Annotated in this window: 10 protein-coding genes, 1 other RNA gene and 2 pseudogenes; 6 read left to right on the top strand and 7 right to left on the bottom strand. The window is 50.7% G+C overall.

What is annotated here, in order from left to right:
* Nucleotides 1–62 precede the first annotated feature (62 nt).
* The 4 genes from ACOXYR_RS04035 to ssrA all read left to right on the top strand — a co-directional run bounded on the left by ACOXYR_RS04035 (nt 63) and on the right by ssrA (nt 5,301).
* Entirely contained in the window at nt 63–1,469 is a 1,407-nt protein-coding gene (locus ACOXYR_RS04035) for a TolC family outer membrane protein (RefSeq protein WP_108477024.1), read from the top strand.
* Nucleotides 1,466–3,649 (top strand): type I secretion system permease/ATPase, encoded by a 2,184-nt coding sequence (locus ACOXYR_RS04030; protein ID WP_421356235.1) that lies wholly within the window; start codon nt 1,466–1,468, stop codon nt 3,647–3,649. Before ACOXYR_RS04035 ends, ACOXYR_RS04030 begins: the two co-directional genes overlap by 4 nt.
* A gap of 7 nt (nt 3,650–3,656) precedes the next feature.
* The gene (locus ACOXYR_RS04025) at nt 3,657–4,820 is read left to right on the top strand and encodes a beta-barrel domain-containing protein (protein ID WP_108477044.1); all 1,164 of its coding nucleotides are present in this window, start codon (nt 3,657–3,659) and stop codon (nt 4,818–4,820) included.
* Between the two features lie 117 nt (nt 4,821–4,937).
* Nucleotides 4,938–5,301, top strand: a transfer-messenger RNA (tmRNA) gene (ssrA, locus tag ACOXYR_RS04020).
* 479 nt (nt 5,302–5,780) lie between these two features.
* Here ssrA and ACOXYR_RS04015 read toward each other — a convergent pair.
* Nucleotides 5,781–6,707, bottom strand: a complete 927-nt coding sequence (locus ACOXYR_RS04015) for an RNA-guided endonuclease InsQ/TnpB family protein (RefSeq protein ID WP_113857807.1) — start codon at nt 6,705–6,707, stop codon at nt 5,781–5,783.
* Nucleotides 6,708–6,856: 149 nt separating this feature from the next.
* Entirely contained in the window at nt 6,857–8,890 is a 2,034-nt protein-coding gene (locus ACOXYR_RS04010; RefSeq protein ID WP_113857599.1) for a flagellin N-terminal helical domain-containing protein, read from the bottom strand.
* 698 nt (nt 8,891–9,588) lie between these two features.
* On the opposite strand from ACOXYR_RS04010, the gene ACOXYR_RS04005 reads away from it, so the two are divergent.
* Nucleotides 9,589–9,813, top strand: coding sequence for a YnaM/YnfT family protein (locus ACOXYR_RS04005; RefSeq protein ID WP_113857600.1), 225 nt, complete (start codon nt 9,589–9,591; stop codon nt 9,811–9,813).
* A 668-nt stretch (nt 9,814–10,481) separates the two neighbouring features.
* On the opposite strand, the pseudogene ACOXYR_RS04000 reads toward ACOXYR_RS04005, so the two are convergent.
* A pseudogene (locus ACOXYR_RS04000) lies at nt 10,482–10,919 on the bottom strand (recombinase family protein); the annotation flags it as partial.
* A 370-nt stretch (nt 10,920–11,289) separates the two neighbouring features.
* Between ACOXYR_RS04000 and ACOXYR_RS03995 the strand changes: the two are divergent.
* A pseudogene (locus ACOXYR_RS03995) lies at nt 11,290–11,766 on the top strand (phage tail fiber protein); the annotation flags it as partial.
* Here the strand turns inward: ACOXYR_RS03995 and ACOXYR_RS03990 are convergent.
* The 4 genes from ACOXYR_RS03990 to ACOXYR_RS03975 form a co-directional block, all read right to left on the bottom strand.
* Nucleotides 11,732–13,033, bottom strand: coding sequence for a phage tail fiber protein (locus tag ACOXYR_RS03990; RefSeq protein WP_421356236.1), 1,302 nt, complete (start codon nt 13,031–13,033; stop codon nt 11,732–11,734). The pseudogene ACOXYR_RS03995 and the gene ACOXYR_RS03990 sit on opposite strands and share 35 nt — an antisense overlap.
* A 73-nt stretch (nt 13,034–13,106) precedes the next feature.
* Nucleotides 13,107–13,709 (bottom strand): hypothetical protein, encoded by a 603-nt coding sequence (locus ACOXYR_RS03985; RefSeq protein ID WP_421356237.1) that lies wholly within the window; start codon nt 13,707–13,709, stop codon nt 13,107–13,109.
* Between the two features lie 35 nt (nt 13,710–13,744).
* The gene (locus ACOXYR_RS03980) at nt 13,745–14,044 is read right to left on the bottom strand and encodes a hypothetical protein (protein ID WP_147251875.1); all 300 of its coding nucleotides are present in this window, start codon (nt 14,042–14,044) and stop codon (nt 13,745–13,747) included.
* A gap of 10 nt (nt 14,045–14,054) precedes the next feature.
* Nucleotides 14,055–17,495, bottom strand: a complete 3,441-nt coding sequence (locus ACOXYR_RS03975) for a TipJ family phage tail tip protein (RefSeq protein WP_113857604.1) — start codon at nt 17,493–17,495, stop codon at nt 14,055–14,057.
* Nucleotides 17,496–17,536: the final 41 nt, after the last annotated feature.

The raw sequence follows: 17,536 nt of genomic DNA, 5'->3' as shown, positions 1-17,536 counted from the left end.
CGGGCGCGAAGACGCCCGGGGTAATAACAAATACACCTGCGCTATTTTGAAAGGGATCGACAATGGGAAAGTTAACACCTATCGCATGGGGGCTGGCGATCTGTCTTTGTTCAGCCGCCCTTCACGCCGAAGAGACGCCACGTTTTATCTCTTCGCAGACATTACACGAACAGCAGGAGCTACCGTCGTTATCCGGCAAAGTGGATCTGCCGCTCGACCCTGCCGCGCCGGGTACATTAACGCTAAATAACGCCGTCGATCGCGCGGTGAGCTGGCATCCCTCTATTCAGGAAGCCGTTGGCAAACTGCTCGCGCAGAATGAGCAGGTCGACGTCGCTAAATCAAAATACTATCCGCAGATCAGCGCGGGCATGAACAACGGCTACGCCAATAACTATGTCGACCACGGTTTCAGCCCGTCGCTGGTGGTGTCGCTGTCGCAGATGCTTTATGACTTCGGCAAAGTGGCAAGCCAGGTGCGCGCCGAAAGCGCGGGCGTTGCGCAAGAGCAGGCGAACGTGCTGGTCAGTATTGATAACGTGGGCTACAGCACCGCCGTCGCCATGGTGCAGGTGCAAACCTGGCAACAAATGGTGGACGTCGCCGAGGAGCAACTCACCGCGCTGAATCATATCGGCGGGTTGATTCGTCAGCGCAGCGACGAAGGCGCTGCATCGCAGTCTGATGCGGTGCAAACGGACGCGCGTATTGAGTCCGCACGCTCGCAACTGATTCAGTATCAGGCAACGCGCGATAGCGCCGAGGCCACGCTGATGAGCTGGCTCGGCTGGAATACTCTCAACGGCATCAGCAACGACTTCCCCGACAAACTGGCGCAAAGCTGCAATATCGCGCAACCGGACGACCGCCTGGTGCCATCGGTGCTGGCGGCGTGGGCGCAAACGAACGTTGCGCAGGCCAATGTCGATTACGCCAACGCGCAAATGACGCCGACTATCTCCCTGGAACCGCAGGTTCAACACTATCTCAACGACAAATATCCCAGCCATGAAGTGCTGGATCGCACGCAGTATTCGGCGTGGGTGAAAGTGGAGATGCCCATCTACCAGGGCGGCGCAATGACCGCCCGACGCAATGCCGCCAACTATGCGTTAAGTGCGGCGCAAGCGACCATCCAGCGCGTGCGTCTTGAAGTGCGGCAAAAACTGCTGGAGTCACAAAGTCAGGTAATGAGCCTGATGAGCTCTTTACAAGTACAGCGCCGTCAGCAGGAGTACAGTGCGCGCACCCGCGAACTCTATCAACAGCAGTATCTTGAGCTGGGCTCGCGCCCGCTGCTGGACGTTCTGAACGCCGAGCAGGAAGTGTATCAGGCGCGCTTTTCCGAGCTGCAAACCCTGAATCAGCTGCATCAGCTTGAGCTGAATTGCCTCTACAACACCGGACGCCTGCGCAACGCGTTCCGCCTGGAAAATCGCAGCATTCAGTCAGTGGAGATCCAGCCATGAACAACGCCGATACCGCCGACACCTTTTTAACCGAACAGACGCTGCAACGCTGGGCGCTGGCGATAAGCCATATAGCCAACCACTACCGCATCGCCTGCTCGCCGGGCACCATTCAGGCCAATGCCCCGTGGTTTCACGATAAAAGCCTGCTGCCCGCGCTGACCCAGCTCTCTCGTCAGGGCGGGCTGTCATTTCGCCTGCTGGAAGCCAACACGCAAACCCTTAACAGCTGGCGTCTTCCGGTTGTCGCCGCGCTGAATAACGGCGAGCTGGTGATCGTCGAACGCTTCGATGGCGACAACACCGTCGAGGTGCGTTTTGTCGATGACACCTCGCACATCAACCGCCTGTCGATGGACGAACTGCTCGGCAAAATCGACTATCTCGCCGCCCTGCGTCCGCTTTCCGCAATGCGCGATAGCCGGGTCGACAACTATATTTCCCGCTTCCGCCCCGACTGGCTGAAATCGCTGGTATTGCAGGACATCCGCCCCTATGGCCCGGTGATGTTCGCCGCCTTTCTGGTGAACGTGCTGTCGCTCGGCGGCATTGTGTTCTCAATGCAGGTCTATGACCGGGTGATCCCCGCGCAGTCTTACCCGACACTTTATGTGCTGGCATTCGGCGTACTGCTGTCGGTAATTTTCGGCTTTCTGCTGCGCGTGGCGCGCGGACATATCATGGATGTGCTCGGCAAACGCGCCGACATGCGCGTCTCTGACCGCGTGTTCAGCCACGCGCTGCGCCTGCGTAACAGCGCCATCCCGCGATCGACCGGCAGCTTTATTTCGCAGTTGCGCGAGCTGGAGCAGATTCGTGAGATGATCACCTCCTCGACGATCTCGACGATCGTCGATCTGCCCTTCTTTTTCCTGTTCGTGATTGTACTGGCGATCATCTCGCCGCAACTGGCGTGGATCGCGCCCGTCGCCGCCGTGATGATGGTGCTGCCGGGTATTCTGTTGCAGAAAAAGCTGGCGGTGCTCGCCAACCAGGCCGCGCACGAATCAACGCTGCGCAACTCGGTGCTGGTGGAGAGCGTTCAGGGGCTGGAAGATATCAAACTGATGCAGGCGGAGAACCGCTTCCTGCAACAGTGGAACAGCTATATTCGCATTACCGCCGAATCCGGCCTGCGTACTCGCCAAATCTCCCAGGGGTTGATCAGTTGGGGGATCACCGTGCAAAGCCTGGTCTATAGCGCGGTGATCCTGTTTGGCGCACCGAAGGTGATCGAAGGCGAAATGACGACCGGTGCGGTCGTTGCCGCGTCGATGCTGGCATCGCGTATGATCGCCCCAATGGCGACTCTCTGTGGCGTACTCGCGCGCTGGCAGCAGGTGAAAGCCGCCAAATCGGGCCTCGACAGCATTATGCAGCTTCCTACGGAAACCCAACGCGACGACAGCGTGGTACATCGCGATATTTTCCACGGCCACTATCTTTTTGAAAACGCACAGTTTCGCTATCACAACGACGATCAGAACGTGCCCCTCAAAATTAGCCGCCTTGAGATTCAACAGGGCGAACGGATCGCTCTGCTTGGGCGTAACGGTGCAGGCAAATCAACCCTGCTTCAGGCAATGGCGGGCGGCGTTGAACTGGTAAGCGGTGAAGCGCGGCTCGACTCCCTGAGCATCGCCCAAATTGATATGGCCGATTTACGCCGTAACGTCGGCATGCTCAGCCAGAACGCGCGCCTGTTCTTCGGCACCCTGCGCGAAAACCTGATGCTGGGCGCACCGCGCGCCAGCGATGACGACATCTTTGCCACCCTTGAAGTGTGCGGCGCGGCAGGCTTTGTGCGCCAGTTGGCGAAAGGTCTCGATCATCCGATTATGGAAGGCGGCGCAGGCCTGTCCGGCGGCCAGCGGCAGTCGATTCTGCTGGCGCGCATGCTGCTGCGCTCGCCCAACATCGTCCTGCTCGACGAACCCACCGCATCTCTCGACGACCACACCGAACGCGAGTTCATTCAACGGCTGAATCAGTGGCTCGGCAACCGCACGCTGATTGTTGCCACACACCGCGTACCGGTGCTCGAACTGGTGGAGCGCGTGGTGGTGCTGAAAGATGGGCAAGTTGTGATGGATGCCCCCAAAACGCAGGCGCTGGGCGGTAACCGTATAAGCACACCGGCAACCGGACGGGAGTGGAAAAATGAAAACCAATCAGCATGATGTGGTGATGGATGACCCGGACATCAGCCGCGAACGTGAGTTCTCCGGGGCCAGCCGCATTATTATTATCAGCACCGTGTTATTCGTACTGCTCGGCATCTGGGCATGGTTTGGCACGCTCGATGAAGTTTCGACCGGCACAGGGAAAGTCGTGCCCAGCTCGCGCGAGCAGGTTTTACAATCGCTCGACGGCGGCATTCTGGCAGAACTGATGGTACGTGAAGGCGACAAAGTGCAGGCCGGGCAAATCGTCGCCCGCATGGACCCGACGCGTTCAGAGTCCAACGTGGGTGAAAGCGCCGCGCGCTATCGCGCATCGCTGGCCTCCAGCGTCCGGCTTTATGCGGAGGTGAACGACCAGCCTCTCGTTTTCCCTGACTCACTGAAAGCCTGGCCCGATCTCCTCGCCAGCGAAACCCGCCTCTACCGCTCACGCCGCGCGCAGCTGGCGGACTCCGAAGCAGAGATTAAAGACGCGATGGTCTCGGTTAACAAAGAGCTGGCGATCACCCAGCGGCTGGAAAAAAGCGGTGCGGCAAGTCACGTGGAAGTGCTGCGCCTGCAACGCCAGCGCAGTGACCTCAGCCTGAAACTCACGGATTTACGCTCGCAATATTACGTGCAGGCGCGAGAGGCGCTCTCCAAGGCGAACGCTGAAGTCGACATGTTGCTGGCAATCATCAAAGGCCGCGAAGACTCCGTCACCCGTCTGACCATCCGCTCACCGGTGCGCGGCATAGTGAAAAACATCCAGGTCACTACCCTGAACGGCGTCATCCCGCCCAACGGCGACCTGATGGAGATTGTCCCGGTAGACGACCGCCTGTTGATAGAAGCGCGACTCTCGCCGCGCGACATCGCCTTTATTCACCCCGGCCAGCGCGCGCTGGTGAAAATCACCGCCTATGATTACGCCATCTACGGCGGGCTGGAGGGCGAAGTAGAAACCATCTCCCCGGACACCATCCAGGACAAAGCCAAGCCGGAAGTTTTCTACTACCGCGTATTCATCCGCACCCACCAGGATTATCTGGTGAACAAAGCCGGGCACCATTTCTCCATCGTGCCGGGGATGATCGCCACCGTGGACATCAAAACCGGTGAAAAAACCATCGTCGACTACCTGATCAAACCGTTTAACCGGGCGAAAGAGGCGCTGCGTGAGCGATAAATGAACGACTATCTGCCTGTTGGCACTGGATTTTTGCCCAGAATGCAGGCACAGAGTATTTATGCTGGGGGGTGGCAGAGCGCATAGCAACTCTGTTATACTTGCTGCAACACTATTGGGGCTGATTCTGGATTCGACGGGATTTGCGAAACCCAAGGTGCATGCCGAGGGGCGGTTTGCCTCGTAAAAAGCCGCAAAAAAATAGTCGCAAACGACGAAAACTACGCTTTAGCAGCTTAATAACCTGCTCTGAGCCCTCTCTCCCTAGCTTCCGCTCTTAAGACGGGGATCAAAGAGAGGTCAAACCCAAAAGAGATCGCGTGGATGCCCTGCCTGGGGTTGAAGCGTTAAAACCAATCAGGCTAGTTTGTTAGTGGCGTGTCTGTCCGCAGCTGGCAAGCGAATGTAAAGACTGACTAAGCATGTAGTGCCGAGGATGTAGGAATTTCGGACGCGGGTTCAACTCCCGCCAGCTCCACCACTTTTGTTAGGACTGCAACCGGACAGCGGCAATAAAAACAGTCACTTACGGACACTGACCAGACAGCAGGCAGACCGAGAAAAGACAAAAATATGCACGTGAAATGCACGTGCACTTTAAAAGAACCCCAGATCTCACACCCTGGGGTTTTTCTATTTGTAACTAAGGGTAATAAAAACCTTTCATCATTTTGCACTCTACTCGCCTCGGGGCTGTTTTTTTCACAGCAAGCGCTGTATATAATCACAGTCATATTAAAGCAGCGTTCGATGACTGATTTATTAAAGGTGCACAAACTTGTTGTCAAAGTATTGACCAGACGTTGACATTCTCAGTACTAATAACCGAGATTTTTGCTTCATCGGAAGTTGAAATAACCTCCCTCCACAAACTGACACGACATGCCCTGCCGCCAGCAATTCATCTAAGGTCATATAAACAGACGGATATAACTCTTATTTAATCATTAATAAACGACGCTAATCGCCTAACCGAATTACCTGACCACCCAACCATTCTTGTTTATACATTAACTGTCTAACAAATTCATAACCCATGCCTACAAAACCATTACTTTTATCAGGTACAGAATCCGTTAAATTAACCAACTCAACAATAGCGTGTTTTTTGCATATTGCTGTAGTTACTTTATGTAAGGCATCCAGTCTGCGCCTGCTTGACCTTGCTTTTATGCTATCAATTTTCTTTTTAGTTTTTAGCCAATTACTGCTGTTTTTTACTTTTCTGCCTAGTGTATTATTAAGGTTCCTTAGTTTTTTATTACCTTCCATGCTGGTAAATTGCTCGACCAGGCTCTCATTCGATGTAATTTGCACAATACATTCATTATTTAGCAAAATTTTGGCTTTGCTAAATGATGGATGAACGGGTTCAGGAACAACTGCTTCTGTATTAAAACTTATATACCATTTATCAAGCTTTCTTGAAATAGTAACGTTCTTTAATACCCCTGTTATCTCTCGGCTTTTGCGATACTTAACCCACCCTAGTTTGGGTAATGATACCAAATGTTTTTCTTGATCCAGCCTGACTCTTTGGCATGGCACTCTAAAAGAATCATTACGACCTTTCTTTTTTAATCGAGGGTACTGTGATTTTCCCGAAAAGAAATTTTTAAACGCTTTATCCAGATCCCTTAATGATTGTTGCAAGCACTGAGATGGAGCTATTTTTAGCCATGCAAGGCACTCTTCATTTTTCCAATTAACTAATTCTGACGCCAGTTGGTTGTAGTTTAAGAATTTCCCACCCGAATCATAATTCTCATTAATAAGAGCGAGTCCTTTATTGTATACAAATCGACAGGAACCTGCGAAAAATAAAAATTCATTGATATGATTTTTATTCGGCTCAAGCAAAAATTTAAACGCCTGTTTCTTAATCACAAGAGGACCCATACACGCTCAATTTGGAAAATACAATTTTAAATTATGATCGGCTTTTTTATCGAATGAATATGACGTCTATTTTCAGCTATATTCATTCGATTAAAAAGCCCTGCATGTGCAGAGCTTTACGGTTCAGTAGTGCAAAATTAGCCCTGCAGCAGAGACAGAACCTGCTGAGGAACCTGGTTAGCTTTAGCCAACACGGAGTTACCGGCCTGCTGGATGATCTGCGCTTTAGACATATTTGACACTTCGGTCGCATAGTCGGCGTCCTGAATACGGGACTGCGCTTCAGACAAGTTGGTGGTGGTGTTGTTCAGGTTGGTGACCGCAGAATCCAGACGGTTCTGTACAGCACCCAGTGAAGAACGGAATTTGTCGATCTGGCTGATTGCATCGTCCAGTGCTTTCAGTGGATCGGCAGTAGAGGTGGATGCGGTAGATTCTTCAGAAGTCAATTTACCATCAGCAGTTTCATAAATGGTACCGCCAGTGCTGTTGGTGATAGCACCATTGCTTTGTGCATAAAGAGTTTTAGTAGCGGTATCGGTAAATGCACCGTTATCACCTACGAAAACATCATTACCACCTGTTTGTACATCGCCAGAAGCATCCACAGCATAAGCGGTGGAAACTGTGCCTACTTTAATATTTGCAGTAAACGCCTGACCATCAGTAACATTTGCCATAGCGTCAGCGCTAATGTGTGCACCAGTAACCTCAACGACCGATTTTTCAGCTGTAAAGGTAGTATTGCCTGTACCCCCAATGGAATCATAAACTTTGCCTGCATCTGCACCTGAAGTAACGGTGAGAGTCGAGGCCACGGCACCACCCGAAGCATCATTTGCAGCCAATGAATCTAACGTTGCGGCAGTGTTACCTGTATCGGTAGTGGTGAGCGCGCCAGTAGTATTATCTAAGTATAAAGCTGCGCCAGCTGCATCAGAGATCGTACCATCAGCTGCAACTTTAACTGCGGTAGGTGTACCGCCAATATTAATTGAAGCATCAAAAGCGCCATGCGCCGTGATAGTAGAAGTATTTACCTGTTGTGTTGTTGGAACATGGTTCCCAGTATATTTCACTTCCATGCCAGATGCCGCACCGGAAGTTACTTTAATTGATGTATCGACTTTAGCGCCGGTGTCTTTATTGGTGTTAGAAGTTAAACCATCCCATGTTGCTTCAGCATCGCTGCCAGCATTAGTTTTGGTCAGGTTACCCTGCTTATCTAAATACAGTTTGGCGTTATCATCCGCAGCGGTAATTTTACCATCCTGGGAGATATTAACTTTCTGCACTTTACCACCAATGGTCACCGTGGCCTGAGAGACATCCCCCGCTCCTGGATTGATAACACTCAGCGCTTTCGATGTATCAACACTAGTTGCGTCAAAGCTGTATGATTTGGTCGCGGAATTGTATGTGTATGTAGTAGCGGCAGCATCTAAACCGTTTGCTGTACCACCAAACCCAGTGATAGTTGAGCCATCAGTGATCTGTGCCAGCACATTTGATGCTTTTGCAGCAGCATTCCCTTCATCATTAGTGTAGACAGTAACGCCGTTAGCATCAGTATTACCAGCTTTATAACCTGCAAGCTTCAGATCGTCGGCCGTTGCTTTAGTATTGGCTACTTCACCTTTACCGTTTACATTAAACCCAGTCAGGTTTAGCGTAGAGGAGTCGATTTTCTTCAGGTCGATAGAGATAGTCTGCCCATCATTCGCACCAACCTGAATTTTCATGGTACCGTCTTTAGCCAGAACGTTTACGCCATTGAACTGGGTCTGACCGGAAACGCGATCTATTTCGTCTAAACGAGATTTGATCTCGTCTTGGATGGAGTCCAAGTCTGATTCGGAATTGGTGCCGGTGGTCGCCTGAACGGTCAGTTCACGCACACGCTGTAAGTTGTTGTTGATCTCGGATAGCGCGCCCTCGGTGGTCTGTGCCAGAGATATACCGTCGTTGGCATTACGCGCCGCCTGGGTCAAGCCTTTGATATTGGAGGTGAAGCGGTTAGCTATTGCCTGTCCTGCTGCATCATCTTTGGCGCTGTTAATACGCAGGCCGGAAGAGAGGCGTTCGATTGAGGTAGACAGCGCGGACTGGTTTTTGTTGATGTTATTCTGAGTGATCAGCGAGAGGCTGTTGGTATTAATAACTTGTGCCATGGTTACAATTCCTGTTTGACTGGTCGTAATAAAAATTTACGGCATCCACCTGTAGGCTCTGGGCCGTTAAATTTACTATCGGCAAGCCCTTCCGAATCTTTAGAGGAAAATGGCAAAATTAAAAGGAGTAATTTACGTATTGTCTGACCCCAACAATTTTAAAACATAGATGAATTTGTATTACAACACTCCATTCTGGTTGTAGATCATGAAGGTTTACGCTTGGTTCTAGTTCGGCGAGTTACCTCAGAACCTTGCTACATGGCACTCGTCCACTAGTTAAAGTTCTTTAAATCTGCGTCAACTGACCGTCATCATCAGCATGACAAAGCCCTAGTCAAAACCGTAGGGTACCTGATAGTGGCGCGAAAGAGACCTTCCATATTTATTCTGCTTGACTTATCTCTTACACTCTCTGTGTATATGGTGATTTAAACACCCTACCCACGCCATCTTCAGACATGCTCACCTTCGCCGTAATTAGAGAAGAGCAGGAGTTATCCGACTACTTTCTGATGATCCACAAAGATGGGAGATGGGGTCTGGCTACCGCACGATTATTCAAAGAACCGGCTGAAGCCATCAGTACGGCAACCAAAATCGCGCAAAATATGTGGTGAGCGCATTATAAACTTATACAGTTTCTGCCCGAGCCAAGGCATGAACACCAGCCCCTCTGCCGCCGCCTGTTCTTACATATGATGGGCGACGGTATCCTTTACTCTCCGTTAGCAACTACTATACTCATTTTTTCAATTGTGAACATTTACGTTTTCAAAGAGTCAAATAAGGACACTAATCAGATAGGACTCACAATGACAATATTTATAATCGGTTCAGCCATGGCAGTAACTCTTGGTTTAATGGTATTTAGCCTGGCAAAAATTTGGGTCAGCACATCGAATAACCCGGACAAGTGGTAGCGTATATAGACCTCCTGAATCTAAAACACTCCGAATTTATATACTGACCGAATAAGTACCAATCGGAGCATTGCAGTTAGTAACGACGTTAACTATGACTGTACTTGTTTCGCGCTGCTACTGCTCACTATCTTATGAGTGATTCCTGTCGCAGATTTCTTGATTGCACTATTAAAGGCAATGATTGTTACAGGTTTTTTTGCTGTACCGACCCTGTTTGAGTGACTCTGAAAAATATAAATATCCTCAGGGTTATTCTTCCTTCGTCTGTATATAATTTTCCGTATATTTTCAGGTATTTCTATAATTCTCCGGCCACCATCTCTACCATGTTCAATAAACAGTCGAGCCCCTTTGACCGAAGAATAGCGTAGACCAATCAATTCGCCTATACCAATTGGCAGATCGCTCAGACAAATCCACAGATCTGCCCATGTGTCACTAACTCGTCTCAGGGACTCATAGATGGCAGAAAATTCAGATAAGGTGAGCATAAAGTTAGCAAGTAAGCGAGGTCTAAGGTTTGTCTTATAGTAACTGCTCAATTACAAAAGTTAAAGCTAAAGAAGTATTACGGGGAAATCAATTAACTCTGCATTCTTTTACCCCATTTATCAAGCCTCATAAATCCATTCACTGAAAATTAACAACCTAGCCTGCGCCCACTATTCAGGTGATAACTTAGGTCTACACCCGCCGATACGCCCTTTCGCTCTCGCAGCAGCCAAACCTGCTCGGGTACGCTCGACAATTAATTCACGTTCCATTTCAGCCAGCGCAGACATTATGTGGAAGATAAACCGCCCCATCGGGCTAGAGGTATCAATACTGTCCGTGAGACTCTTAAAGTGAATACCGCGCTGGCGTAGTTCGTCTACCAGCAGCACCAAATTACGCATACTGCGACCGAGGCGATCCAATTTCCAAACCACAAGGGTATCGCCCTCCTGAAGGGTACGTAACAACCTTTTAAGTGCTGGACGATTCGCCACAGTTCCGCTCATTTTTTCTTCAAATATCTGCTCACATCCTGCGCGTTCTAAAGCATTTCTTTGAAGGTCTGTATTTTGGTCATTTGTTGACACCCTGACATAGCCAATTTGCATGTTTTTTCACCGTCTTTTTTCTTCCAAAAATCTTGCGACGGTATCGATCATCATTCAGAACGGCAACCTATAAAACGTCGGTTTAGGAAGTAGTGCTACAAGGGATGCTGGAACTGCGGGAGGGAACGTCATGATTGTCGGGGCATTTGGCCTAGGAACTCAATCTACGCAAAATTATGACAGGGACAAGGGTGGCTTTTCATGGATGTCTTCAGGTAATAGCTTTAACCCGGAGCCAGTATATGGGTATGGACATATTCATAACGCAATTTCGCCAACATATAATGTTGGAATAGCAATTCGCTATGCAGCATTTCCGAGAGTCTTTTTTCAGTCGACACAGGGCGATACAAAATCATGGGCAGAAGCCTACACAACCGCAAATACAACGAAAGCCTCTGATGGAACGCTGAAAGCGGCGTCTCCGATAGTGCAAATATTTGCTGATGGCTCATATGAATTAAATGATGAATCAGAAGGTTGTATCGTTACACGCTTGGAAACTGGAGAATATTTGATTGAGGGCTGCACTGGCCTGAACGCTGACGCTGCATGGTGTGGCATAGATGGCGGTTTTGATATCCCTACTGATCGCAATAAGCAACCCTTGATCTGGCTCGATTACGAAGTGAATGCCGATGGATCAATTCTGGTAAAAACTTATCACAGAACGCACCCGGCTGCGCCAGCATTCGCTCGTAACGAAATTACTGGTCTCTCCAATGGTGAACCTATCGATATTCCGAAAGACCAGTTCATTAGCGTGCGAGTTGAAATGTCTGAGAGCAGCATCTGGAATCAGAAACAGAAAGCTATACCTGAGAAATGCGAAGTGATTTCTGATTAAAAATTGAGTCTTCAGGCATATCAAGGCGGACATCGATCCAGCTATTTGGCGGAACGTCGATGGGCTCGCCTTTTATTTTCACTATTTCGCCTTCATCACTGAGCATGTATTTTCGCCTGTAAAGGCGGATTATAATATTACCGCTTTCAGTTTCTTCAGCCTCGACAACTCCTAGTTCCCCCATGCCACCGGGGTCCATCGGTGCCAAAAGTTGCCACCCTTCGGAGGCTAAGCCAGCAGCACCAGATAGCAGGTAAACTCCCGTATCCTGCCTTAAAACATTGATACCCTCTGCTTCGGCATTCGCCGTGCCACAACCGCACCATTCAAAGCCCGGTTCATCAATATCTGATCGTTGACATTCCTCCTGGCTATGAATTATGCGAGCGACAGGCGAGGCCGCTTTGAGTGTACCGTCACTGGATTTAGTTGTGTTGCCGGTTCCATACATTTCATAGACATAAATATCGCCTGCAACATTTTTTGCTACTTGCATTGTGTTTCTTGTGTAGTTCACGTACGACATCACTGATGCTACGCTGCCTAGATTATAGTGAGTGCCTCCACCGATACCAGCAAACAGCCCATAACCAGAGGTTCCATTCTGGCGGAAAAAACCAGTCGAGTAATGTTCTTGCAGTACACCTGTTCCAGCAAGAGGTATTGGATTATTCACAGTGCATCCAATGCCAAAATCACTTACAGAAAGAATATCTCCGGATGTGCTGTAAGCATTGCGTGTAGCGCTACTTCCTAAACCGAGGTTTGTGCGAGCGTCTGCGGCTGTCTTTGCGCCCGTTCCCCCCTGGGCAATGCTCAGTGCTGTAGTTAACCCTTTCAGCTCTGTGATATCGCTGTTTGCCCCTTTCCGGGCGAGGCCACCGATGGCTGGAATGCTGAGGCTGGTGCCGTTGATTGTCACAGTGACAAGCTGGTTCGCTGAGGTGCTGGCGAACGTCTCCCATGCTCCAATGTTCTCGTCATACTCGTTAATGAGCTGCGACATACTTTGCGCCAGGCCATCGACGGAGAGGCTGTCGGTAACGAGGATGCCGTACTTCTGTCCGCTCAGTGCCGGTGAAGCAGCCGGGGTAACGGTTAACGATGTGCCACTGTTGATAGCGGTAATCTGAAACATCTGGACCGGGTTAGAGAGCACAATAATGGTCTGGCTCACGCGAATCTGGCTCGCCGCTGCTGTCCAGTTCGTCCCGGTGCCGGTTGCGGTATTCCCGTTGATGCTGATGGTTCCGGTGTTATAAATCATATTTTCTCCAGGCATAAAAAAAACCCGCCGGAGCGGGTTTGAAGTTTAATAAATGTTTGAACCGACTATATCGTTATAGATTCGGCAGAATAGCGAATGGGATTTTCAGTCCGTATGGCTTTAAGGTATTTGCCCACGATACCTGATTTCGATTTATCCAGACAGCCTGCAACATTCCTCCCGAGAATTTAAAAAACAAACCTGAATACCCTGAAACAGTACCGTCAGTATTGAGATTCCCCGGACAATCGCTGGCCAGTAACCAGCTGTTTGTTCCAATGCTCTGTGAATAGGCTTTATTGTCTAAATCATAATTTGCAGGTATTTCAAAGAAGCCTGTCACGCGCGGGATTTTTGCAGCTGTCACGGCTGACCAGACAAGTTTTCCCTGCGCGTTGAACACATCGACATAGCCACTTGTGGTTGTGACATCATAGCCAGTACGAGCCATTGTTCCCGCATTAGCCGTCATGTAGGGATAACCGAAGATAACCTTCGCATTGTTATTGAACTTGAACCACTGCAAATCGTTATTGTAAGGAAATGGATTTATTGCAAACCCCATATCCGTACCGTTTCCAAGTGGCGTTGAAATTTCGAAATAGCCAGTATCGGAAATGGTCGAGTAAACTTTTGAATCACGATAATAAGTACCGTAAAATTCAGAGTCGACCACCTTCGCGCCTGCTGTATTAAAGGACTGGAATCCGCTCATATGAATGCGTACACATTAACAGTAACTGTATGGGCATAAGCATATTTTAAAAGAATAAATGTTCTTATTCCTCCATCGTATGCCCGACAGTAGTAATAACCAATTTCACGGCCCGCTGATACCGATACTGGCACCGCAAAGTAACCAGCTGCTGTTGCACCTGCATAACTTGTGGTAACGACCGTCGCACTTGCAGGGACTGAAATAACAAGAGAGCCCACATAACGACAGTTATAATCACCAATGTCAGCGACAAGATTGCCTGATGCATCCCAGCATTGTACCCCTTGAGGCATAATCAACTCCTTACCATAAGCCCATACGAACGCGCAGCACGTTGTTGTTATCGTAAATCTGGATCAATGTGTTACTGATAACCATCCGACCGGTTCCCGCGCTGCCATTTATATAAAATGTTCCGGCTTTATTGATGTGCCAGCCGCTGGTGTTCGCGACATAGTTATTGGACTGAATGTAGTTACCGATTTTGGCGTTGCTGATAGTTCCATCACCGATTACCGTATCCCGGATTATCGTCTGCCCGTTCTGAATAACGAACGGTAACGTCGTCACGCCGCCTACAGCAGTGGTCACTGCAAAGCGGTCCGCGAGGAAAACAACCTGCGACTGCATGCCGCTGGGCGTGTTCTCAACGCCGAACCCCATGCCCGCCGCGTAGTATTGCCCGTTGCTGGCCAGGCCGACTTTGATTGAATACAGCGCGGATAAATCACCGTTGATACCTGCAATGGCCTGGGCGTTCGTCGTGATGGATGAGGTATGCCCTTCCACCGTTGCGGTGATGGCGTTGATTTGTGTGGCCGTCGCCTGCTGATAATTCGAAACAGTCTGGCTCAGGCTGTTAATGGAAGCTTTGTTACCGGCGACATCCGTCTCAAGACTCAGCAGTGATTCTGCAGTGGCCTGCTTCTCATCGACGATAACCTGATCGATACGGTCCAGTTGCGCGCTGTTTCCGGCAACCGTGGCTGAGAGCGTTTTCCGCGTGGCGACCTGCGCCAGATTACCCTGAATAATCGCGATGGCGGAGTTCTTCATCTGCCCGGTCACGCCGTCCATACTTAGCGCGATCTCATCGATTTTTACTTCAGCCTGCGCCAGCCCGTCGGCGTTATCCTGAATATCCTTAGCCTGCTGTTCAAGAGCATCAGCCTGCTCTTTGATATCATCAGCCATGCCAGCAACTTTCTCACTGGTGTCGACGGCATTCTCCATCAGGTCCTTAAACACCGCGGAGTCTTTCATATCCTCCAGGATGGAATCCGTGATATCGGAAACATCGACGCTCGCCTGCCCGCGGACAAAATCGGTAAAGCCAGACTCATTGCCTGTTCTGTCCACCAGCTGCGCGCGGTACCAGAATATTTGCCCCGCCTTCAGGCCCATCTGCTGATACTTGCGCTGCGGGTAAGGTACGTCGGCCAGAAGCATCGCATCGTCTTCTGTTCCGGTCAGGCTGTACTGGATTTCCGTCTTCAGCGTGTCGTCGGTGTTCTCCGGGAATCCCCAGTTCAGCTCAATACCGAATACCACGTTTTCAGAAGCGGTGAAGCCAACTGGCTTCGGTGGATTGCCCACTTTACCCGTCAGCGTTTTCTCTTCCGAATAGCCCCATCCGGACGATATTTCTGCGGCATTGATAGCGCGTACGCGCACCAGGTAGCGCCCGGCATAAATTCCGGGGACGTCGAATGACGTGGTGGAGCTGCGCGGCACGTTAACCCAGTTCCCGTCGTTGCGGCGCCATTGCGCTTCATAGGCGATAGCGTTCTGCGCCTGGTCCCAGCTCACGCGCATTGTTTCGACGCTGATGTTCTGCTGAACTACTGAGAACGAGCTGATCACGATGTTGGCGGGCGGCGACTGGTTACCTGGCGGGATCACGCTCACCGGCCGCTGGTCAATGATGGCTCCTGTATCGATACGGGCATATTTATCCGGATCGTGCCATGCGCCGGTAATCGAGAAAGTGCCATCATCGTTATCGGAAACGCTGACAACTCGATACTGCTGTGCGTAAAGCTCGTCAGATTCAACCACCCAAACAGCTTCAGCCTGTGGCGTCTCACTGTATGCCGTGGTGACTGTGACTGATTCCCCGTTCACGGCCTGAATGGTCCTGCTCTGCGACGCTCCGGAAGGCAGGTTGAGAATAAGGCGATCACCTGCTGCTGCATCTGCCACGCGGTCAAGTTTGATAACGCGACCGTTAACGGCGCTGATGCGTCCGCCCATAACCTTTCCGGAAAGCAGCTCGTCTGCCACGGCGATGATGTACCCCGGCTGTGGAATGTTTCCGTCCAGCCCGACATCAAACGAAACAACGCGATCCTTGTTGTTAGTGAGAATACCCCAGCGCCCCTTTCGGTTCGCTTCTGACTGCCTGGTGCAGCCGATGGCTGTCATTTCCAGCTGATTGAAGCCGTATCGCGCCACCAGTGCCTGCTCAAATACCGGTTCCATCGCGTCGGCATAAGCGTTACCCGGGTCTGACCATGAAACCAGCGCTGTTGTGTAGCGACTTTTCGTGGTGCTGCTCGAATAGGTGAAGCGACCGCCAACAACGTTAGCGCGCGTGTAGCTGTAATCAACATCGCGCGGCATGTCAGCCAGGGCCACAATCTGATCCCCGCCCCAGTAGGTCATGCCACGGAAGATAGCAGCAAAATCACGCAGGACTGTGTAGGCATCGTTCCGGTCCTGAATGTACACGTTGCAGGTATAACGTGGTTCGGTACCGCTGCCCCCTTTGCCGTCTGGTACCATTTGATCACAATACTGGGCAACCTGATAAAGCGTCCATTTATCAATATTCGCAGCGGTCAAACGGTGCCCAAGGCCGAACCGGTCGGAAACAACCAGATCGTAAAAAATCCACGCAGGGTTATCCGTCCATGCCCACTTAAACGCACCGGTCCATGTACCGCTATAAGTGCGGGTTTCAGGGTCGTAGGTATCTGGAACGCGGATAACGCGGCCGCGCGGTTCGCATGAAATTTGAGGAATAGAGCCGTTGAACTGGCTTGAGTCGAATTCGATGTAGAGCAGCGCGGTGTTCGGGTAACGTAGTTTGGCGTCAATCACCTCGGTGAAGCTCTGCAGCGTCATCGTGTCGCCGATCTTCGCGCTGTTGGCGTCTGAGGTAATCTTACGCAGGCGTATTGTCCAGGTGCTGCCAGCCTGCGGTAAATCGATACGGTGGCTGCGCTCATAACCAGACGTCGTTTTGCCTGTCACGCTGGTATTGAGTACCGTCTGCCATGTGCCGCCGTCCGTCTGCAGGTCAATCGCATAATTGACCGAGTAACCCACCAGATCGCCGTCGTCTTCCTGTTTGAAAAGCGAGGGCCATTTCAGACGCAGGCGAACTGCTGAAAGCTGCGTATTGGTAAAGGTGCGCGTCCAGGCTGTAGCGCTTGATACCTCAGTTCCCACGCTGATTTCGTTTTCGGTACCGGGAATACCCTGAATATATTTTTGTGCCTGAGTTCCCGCGCGAAATTCCCACGTGACGCCGCTGAAGTTTTGGGAGCCGTCAGCATTCTCCAGAGCCGTTCCGTCCAGGTAGATATCTTTGCCGGTTAGCTGTCCTGCAAACTCCCCTTCGCCAAGCGCAACGAGGATTTTTGCCTTCGCTACAGATTGCAGATCATCAGGCTGTTCGGTAGGGGTTCGTGAACTGGAGCTGCCGCCCTTGCGGCCCTTTAACACTTTATCTGTAGCCATATTGCGCCCATAAAAAAAGCCACCCGAAGGTGGCCAGAAAA

The organism is Pseudocitrobacter faecalis, from assembly GCF_965231525.1.
Taxonomy (GTDB): domain Bacteria; phylum Pseudomonadota; class Gammaproteobacteria; order Enterobacterales; family Enterobacteriaceae; genus Pseudocitrobacter; species Pseudocitrobacter faecalis.
Note: the sequence above shows the minus strand (reverse complement) of the source record. Positions and strands in the feature narration are given on the sequence as shown.